Source organism: Gilliamella sp. wkB108 (genome assembly GCF_001690195.1).
GTDB classification, from domain to species: Bacteria; Pseudomonadota; Gammaproteobacteria; order Enterobacterales; family Orbaceae; genus Gilliamella; species Gilliamella apicola_L.
This window is the reverse complement of sequence record NZ_LZGM01000088.1, coordinates 1-8,222: the sequence shown is the minus strand read 5'-3', so window position 1 is coordinate 8,222 and position 8,222 is coordinate 1. Positions and strand designations below refer to the sequence as shown.

The 8,222-nt window shown below is 30.9% G+C and carries 6 protein-coding genes; all 6 read right to left on the bottom strand.

Features of this window, described 5'->3' with window-relative positions:
* Positions 1-134: 134 nt before the first annotated feature.
* Positions 135-1,148 carry an SEL1-like repeat protein gene (locus A9G11_RS10180; protein ID WP_065619503.1) on the bottom strand — a complete coding sequence of 338 codons (1,014 nt, stop codon included), beginning with the start codon at positions 1,146-1,148 and terminating at the stop codon, positions 135-137.
* A gap of 298 nt (positions 1,149-1,446) precedes the next feature.
* A complete protein-coding gene (locus tag A9G11_RS10175) occupies positions 1,447-2,127 on the bottom strand; it encodes a tetratricopeptide repeat protein (RefSeq protein ID WP_065619502.1) in 681 nt (226 codons plus the stop codon).
* 310 nt (positions 2,128-2,437) lie between these two features.
* Complete coding sequence (locus A9G11_RS10170) at positions 2,438-3,577, bottom strand: tetratricopeptide repeat protein (RefSeq protein ID WP_065619501.1); 1,140 nt, start codon at positions 3,575-3,577, stop codon at positions 2,438-2,440.
* Positions 3,578-3,811: 234 nt separating this feature from the next.
* Positions 3,812-4,792: an SEL1-like repeat protein gene (locus A9G11_RS10165; RefSeq protein WP_176701263.1), complete on the bottom strand. Its 981-nt coding sequence runs from the start codon at positions 4,790-4,792 to the stop codon at positions 3,812-3,814.
* 301 nt (positions 4,793-5,093) lie between these two features.
* Positions 5,094-6,101 (bottom strand): SEL1-like repeat protein, encoded by a 1,008-nt coding sequence (locus tag A9G11_RS10160; protein WP_065619500.1) that lies wholly within the window; start codon positions 6,099-6,101, stop codon positions 5,094-5,096.
* A gap of 301 nt (positions 6,102-6,402) precedes the next feature.
* Complete coding sequence (locus A9G11_RS10155; RefSeq protein ID WP_081298525.1) at positions 6,403-7,410, bottom strand: SEL1-like repeat protein; 1,008 nt, start codon at positions 7,408-7,410, stop codon at positions 6,403-6,405.
* Positions 7,411-8,222 lie beyond the last annotated feature (812 nt).

Genomic DNA, 8,222 nt, shown 5'->3' with positions numbered 1-8,222 from the left:
TTAAATATTATTTATTAATAGATAGTTATATCATGCAGTTTAGATTATATAACTCATTAGTAACCAATAAGGTAAACCAGAAATAGTTATAATCAAACAGCATGCTCTATTTATGATTAATTTCATTCTTTTTATTAATCACTTTCGTTCTGACAAACGTCATTTTTAAATCCAAGTTCGCATGCTTTTTTATACAATTTTCTAGCTTTAATAAAATCTCTTGGAACACCGCTTCCATCCTTATACATAACACCTAAATTATAAAACGCCTCTGGTAGATTTTTTTCGGCTGCTTTTTCAAACAATTTAACTGCTTTCTTTGAATCCTTAGGAACACCTGTACCTAATTGATACATAACACCGAGATTAAATATAGCTACTGAAATATCTTGCTCAGCTGCTTTTTCAAACAATTCAACTGCTTTCTTTGAATCTTGGGGTACACCGTTACCCTGAGCATAAAGCATGCCTAAATTTAATTGTGCCTCAGGATAATCTTGCTCAACCGCTTTTTCATACCACTCTTTGGCTTTTGTATAATCCTGATTAACACCTGTACCTTCTTCATAATGTAAAGCTAAATTGAATTGAGCTTCTACATAACCTAGATTAGCTGATTTTTCATACAACTCTATTGCTTTAGTATAGTTTCTTTCTACACCTTTACCATTATCATACATAAATGCTAGATTATTCATAGCCATACCATTATCTTGTGCGATTGCTTTTTCATACCACTCTTTAGCTTTTGCATAGTCCTGATTAACAATCAAACCTAGGTCATAACTCATACCTAAATTATATTGAGCATCTGCATATCCTTGTACCGCCGCTTTTTCCCACCAAGTTATTGCTTTGCTACGATTTTCCTTTGTTTCTACATCTTCGTTATATATAACGCCTAAACCAAACTGAGCTTCAACACAACCTTGATTAGCTGATTTTTCAATCCACTCCATAGCTTTAGCAACATTTTTTTCTGTCCCTTCCCCTTCATAATACCTGCGGCCTAATTCATATTGATCTATTGGATCATTCTTTTCTTTTACTAATTTAGTTAGTTCTTCAAAACTTAAATCATCTACTTCATTGGCACTAACAGGGGTTACTATCAATAATAACCAAACTAAAATAAATACCTTTCGCACATTTAATTCCTTTTTTATTGTTTTTTGTAAAATAATTACAAATATCCGTTCCTATTCAAATAAAAATCAATATGTTATTAATATAATATATTTACCCTTTCGATAAGATAGATTAATTTTAGAGGATAATTTTATTAAAAAATAGTCTTTTTATATGTTATTGAGTCAATAATTAAAAAGGAAGATATAATGGCTTTATGACATCAAAAAAGATAAACGTTCCCCGCCTTTATTTCACAAAAGACATATACAACATTATTTATATAATGTATTGAATAATTATAATTTTAAAACCAATTTATTGACAAATTTCATCAACATTAAGTCCTACTGCACAGGCTTCCTCATAAAATTCTTTAGCTTTAATAATATTTTTTGAAACACCATATCCTTTTTCATACATAAAACCTAAATTATATAGTGCATCTGGTAAATTTCGTTTGGCTGCTTTTTCAAACAATTTAAAAGCTTTCTTTTGATCCTTGGCGACACCGAAACCTTTTGCATAAAACAACCCCAAATTTAATTGAGCATATGCATAATTTTGTGCCGCTGATTTTTCATACCACTGCTTGGCTTTTGCATAATCTTGATCAACACCGTTTCCTTGATCATAACTCAAACCTAACTGAAATTGAGCTTTTGCATGACCTTGAGCTGCCGCTTTTTTATACCACTCTAATGCTTTACTATGATCAATCTGTACACCTTCACCTTCATCATACATAACCCCTAAACTGTACTGAGCTTCTGCATAACCTTGATTTGCTGATTTTTCATACCACTCTTTAGCTTTTGCATAACTCTTTAATGTTCCTTCCCCTACATAATACATATAACCTAGTTCATATTGAATTTTTGCGTCATTTTTTTGTTTTTCCAACATAGTTAGTTGTTCAAAGTTTATATTGTTTGCCTCATTAGCACTAACTGGAACAACTACCAATAATAACCACACTATAGTCAATAAGTTTTTCATGTCTTCCCCTCCTTTGTTATTGTTCTCATTATCATAGTTTGATAATGGCTGATATTGTGAGCAAGAAAATAATTTTTATCTAGCTGTATACTATACTTTTTAAACCCAATCTATTCTCAATAACCACTGATTTAAAATAAATTGATTTTGTTAAATATGAAAAAGAGATAGAGCGTTAACCCTATCTCTTTCAAGAAGCTATATAAATTTATATATATCAATGTAATGAGTTTATTTTTAAATAGACTTTTATCATTAATTAGTAATCTGATACCTGAAAAATATAATCAGCTAACTAACAACCGAAAACCTAAAAATAAAGTGGTGATAAAAAAGGTCTATTCGGAAATAAAATGTCATCTACAGCATATGGATGAAACGCGGCTTCATTAAGTTGCATGGAGGCTTTTTTAAACCACTCTAATGCGTTAATATAATCTTGTTTAACACCATTGCCATACTCATACATTACACCTGTAGCAAATTGAGCTTCAATATCACCTTGCATGGCAGCTTTTTCATACCAACCAGTCGCTATGTTATAATTCTGATTCACACCCAAACCATATTCATACATTACACCTAAAACAAATTGGGCATCAATATCATCTTGCATAGCTATTTTTTCAAACAATTCACTTATATTTACAAAATTTTGTTCAATGTCATACCAATCCAAATATTTAATCGATTCATTATATTGAGGCTCGTCTTTATTTTGTATAGAACTAATTGCTTGTTGTCCTTTTTCTAAAATAAAATCTTGTTTTATATCTTTACGCTCAAACTGCACCCCAGCCAAATTCAATTGAACATTTGTCTCCTCTTGCATAGCGGCTTTTTCATACCAATCCATTGTTTTAGAATAATTTTGCTTTATACCATAAATTTGATAAGACAACTGTCTTAAGTCCAACGGGGTATTTATATCATCTGGCATTGGAGTTTTATCCCGCCAATCTTTTATTTTTGTAGAATTTGACATTATCCCTTTATTTTCATTATATAATTTACCTAAATTTAACTGAGTGTTTGAATTATTTTGGATAGTTGATTTTACATCCCAATTTTTTAATTTCACATCATCTTGTTTGATACTTCTATCTTCATTATATAATGCACCTAAATTTAATGAAGATTTTGTATTACTTTGCTTTGGTAGATTTGAATTTTCAGTCCATTGATTGATTTTTAAAGAGTTCTGCTTTATTTCATTATCTTCTTTATAAGTTTCCCCTAAATTTAATTGAGTTTTAGCTTTATTATTTATACTGGAATTGTTTTGTTTTATATCCTTACTGTCTTCATACAGCTCACCTAAATTTAATTGAGATTTAGAATTATTATTTTGCGTTGTCATGTTGGATAGTTCATGCAATTTTAAACTATCGGCACTTACAGGACTAATCATAAATAAAAATAACAAGACGATTGCACATAATTTTTTCATGTTTAATTCCTTAATAAATCTCATTTTTTAATAAAATTTTTTCTTATTAATAAGAATATTATTTTTATTTTATCAATATAAGTATCGTTTACCTAGTCTATTGCTTAAACTTTTTTAATAAAATTTTTATTTTAAACAACAGATAGACAAAATAAAGTTAAATTATTTTTTGAACAAATAAAAAAAGAGGTAAAATGCCCCTCTTTTATAAAACTTGAATCAGATTATTTTTAGTTAATAACATATTTGATTTTCAAGACCATTTGCACACGCTTTTTTATACCATTGATTAGCCTTTTTAAGATTTTTTTGAACACCTTGTCCATTTTCATACATTAAACCTAAATAGTATTGCGCATAGGTATGACCTTGTGCTGCAGCTTTTTCAAACCACTCTTTAGCTTTAATATAATGATGTTCTCCACCCTCCAAAAGTCCCAAATTAAACTGGGCTTCTGGTAGATCATGTTTTGCTGCTTTCTCATACCACTGCTTAGCTTTAACTGAATCTGGTTTAACTCCTTGACCTTCCAAATACATTCCACCTATATCCAATTGTGCGTAAGCAAAATCTTGCAATGCAGCTTTTTCAATCCACTGAGCTGCTTTAGTATAGTTTTGCTTTACACCTAAACCTCTATAATACAATAGACCCAAATTATATTGACCATCTGCCTGATCGCGATTAGCTGCTTTCTCATACCAATCAGCAGCTAATGTATAATTTTGCTTAACACCATACCCTAGTTCATAAAGCAATCCCATAATAAATTCGGCTTTTGCATTTTCTTGCATAGCAGCTCGTTCAAACCATTCTCGAGCTTTAGAATAATCTTGTTCTATACCTTCACCTCGATAATACATTAACCCCAAATTATATTGAGCATTAGAATCTCCTTGCAGTGCGGCTTTTTCATACCACTCCTTAGCTTTAGTATAATCTTTAGCATCCACATACAAAATGCCTAAATTAAATTGGGCATCCCTGTTACCTTGCATAGCAGCTTTTTCCGTCCACTCCTTGGCTTTAGTATAATCTTTCTCAGCGCCTTGACCTGTATAATACATTCTTCCTAGTTCAAATTGGGCTTTTGGATCATTCTTTTCAGTCGCCATTTTAAACGCTTCATCAAAAGATTTATATTGTGATTCTTCTGCACTGACAAAACTAAATAGAAATAACCATAACATGACTATCGCAAAAATTTTTTTCATATATGCATCCTTCATCAACCTTTTGTGGCAAAATTTCAACCAGACTGTTATTAATTGTCTAATTTTATGAATAGAATAATTGGTTAGTCTTCTCATTTATTAAAGCGTTGTTAGAAATTTTCTTCCAGTGAACACCCTGACAAAAAAGAAAATATAATTAATTTTATTTCGACATGTTTTTCAACTCGTTATACATTGAAGAACAATTAGTTCAGTTTGCTATTTAATCTACTCATCAAGTCTAAATTCAGTTTGCAAGCTTTTTAATTTATTGTTTAAACTTGATGATATTTTTAGTCACTCATTTAATTTTTTCATTCAGTATTGTTAATCGTTGCTGAGCTTTTGGCATATTTTGTTTAGCCGCTTTCTCATACCACTCTTTAGCCTTAGCATAATTTTGCTCTACCCCATTGCCAAACTCATAGGAAATACCTAAATTAAATAGGGCATCTTTATCGCCTTGCATAGCGGCTTTTTCAAACCATTGGTTAGCTTTACTATAATCACTATCTACACCTTTGCCTAAGACATATAATAATCCTAAATTCGTCTGAGCTTCTGCATAACCTTGCATAGCCGCTTTTTCATACCACTCCTTAGCTTTGGCATAATCTTGTTCTACACCTTGACCATTTGCATAAGATACGGCTAAATTAAATTGGGCTAGAGGAAAACCTTGTTTAGCTGCTCTTTCATACCATTGATTAGCTTTAGTATAATCCTGATTTACACCCTTGCCAAAAGCATATAATACTCCCAAATTAAATTGAGCATTTTTATCGCCTTGCATAGTGGCTTTTTCATACCAATATCTAGCCTTGATATAGTCCTGTTTAATGCCAATACCGTTACTATATATAAGTCCCATATGAAATTGAGCTTTTACATCACCTTGTAGTGCGGCTTTTTCATACCACTCCTTAGCTTTAATATAATCTTTAGCATCTTCATACAAAAATCCTAAATTATATTGAGCTTTATCATCACCTTGCAGTGCGGCTTTTTCATACCACTCCTTAGCTTTAGTATAATCTTTAGCATCCTCATACAAAATGCCTAAATTAAATTGGGCATCCCTGTCACCTTGCATAGCAGCTTTTTCCATCCACTCCTTGGCTTTAGTATAATCTTTCTCAACACCTTCACCTGTATAATACATTACACCCAGTTTAAATTGGGCTTTTGGATTATTCTTTTCAGTCGCCATTTTAAACACTTCATCAAAAGATCTATTTTCCAACTCTTCTGCACTGACGAAACTAAATAGAAATAACCATAATATAACTACCGCAAAAATTTTTTTCATATATGCGTCCTTCACAAATCTTTTTTGAAAAAATTTCAACCAGACTATTATTGATCGTCTAATTTTATAAATAGAATAATTGGTTAGTCTTCTCATTTATTAAAGCGCTGTTAAAAATTTTCTTCCAGAGAACACCCTAACAAAAATGAAAGTATAATTAATTTTATTTCGACATGTTTCTCAACGCGTTAAACATTGAAGAACAATCAATTCACTTTGCTATTTAATCTACTCATCAAGTTTAAATTCCGTTTGCAAGCTCTTTAATCTATTGTTTAAACTTGATGATATTTTTAATCACTCATTTAATTTTTTCATTCAAAATTGTCAATCGTTGCTGAGCTTTTGGCATATTTTGTTTAGCCGCTTTCTCATACCACTCTTTAGCCTTAGCATAATTTTGCTCTACTCCATTGCCAAACTCATAGAGAAGGCCTAAATTATATTCCCCTTCTGCCTCACCTTGCATAGTCGCTTTTTCAAACCATTCTCGGGCTTTACTATAATCTCTTTCTACACCTTTGCCTCGTACATATAATGACCCTAAATTATTCTGAGCGCTTGCGTAATTTTGCCTAGCCGCTTTTTCATACCACGCCTTAGCTTTGGTATAATCTTGTTCTACACCTTGCCCATTTGCATAAGATACAGCTAAATTAAATTGGGCTGGAGGCAAACCTTGGATAGCGGCCCTTTCATACCATTGATTAGCTTTAGTATAATCCTGATTTACACCCATTCCATAAGCATATAATATGCCTAAATTAAATTGAGAGTCTGCATCATTTTGATTGGCTGCTTTTTCAAACCAATATTTAGCCTTGATATAGTCCTGTTTAATGCCAATACCTTCACTATATATAAGCCCCATTTTGAATTGAGCTTTTACATCACCTTGCAGTGCAGCTTTTTCATACCACTCCTTAGCTTTAATATAATCTTTAGCTGCATTATACAAAAATCCTAAATTATATTGAGCTTTTACATCACCTTGCAGTGCAGCTTTTTCAAACCACTCCTTAGCTTTAGTATAATCTTTAGCTTCATCATACAAATAGCCTAAATTATATTGAGCAACTCTATAACCTTGCTTAGCGGCTTTTTCTATCCACTCCTTGGCTTTAGTATAATCTTTCTCAGCACCTTGACCTGTATAATACATTGTACCCAGTTTTAATTGAGCTTTTGGGTCATTTTTTTCTGTCGCCATTTTAAACACTTCATTAAAAGATCTATTTTCCAATTCTTCTGCACTGACGAAATTAAATATAAATAACCATAACATAACTACCGCAAAAATTTTTTTCATATATGCTTCCTTCACAAATCTTTTTTGAAAAAATTTCAACCAGACTATCATGGGGTGTCTAATTTTATAAATAGAATAATTGGTTAGTCTTCACTTTTATTAAAGCGCTATTAGAAATTTTCTTCCAGAGAACACCCTGACAAAAATGAAAATAGAATTAATTTTATTTCGACATGTTTTTCAACTCGTTAAACATTGAAGAACAATTCATTCATTTTGCTATTTAATCTACGCATCAAGTTTAAATTCAGTTTGCAAACTTTTTAATCTATTATTTAAACTTGATGGTATTTTCAATCACTCATTTAATTTTTTCATTAATAATTTTAATCGTTGCTGAGCTTTTGGCATATTTTGTTTAGCCGCTTTCTCATACCGCTCATTAGCTTTAGTATAATCTTTAGCATTACCATACAAAAAACCTAAATTAAATTGGGCTGTTCTATAACCTTACATAACGGTTTTTTCTGTCCACTCTTTGGCTTTAGTATAGTATTTTTCAGTATCTTGACCTTTATAATACATTACACCCAGTTTTAATCAGGTTTTTGGATCATTTTTTGGTTGCCAATTTAGTGAGTTTATCAATTTTTAAATTATTCTCTTCAATTGCAAAAACAGGTAAAACAGCAGGTAATAACCAGACAATATCCCATAACCTTTTCAAATTTATTTAATTATATTTTTTACTAAAAACGGGTTAATAAATAATCTAGCACGAATTCTTATTATAAAAAAATTGTTTAATTAAATAGTGTTATTTCGAGAACTCAATATTAGATTGATTTTATATTAAATATATAACAGTTAAA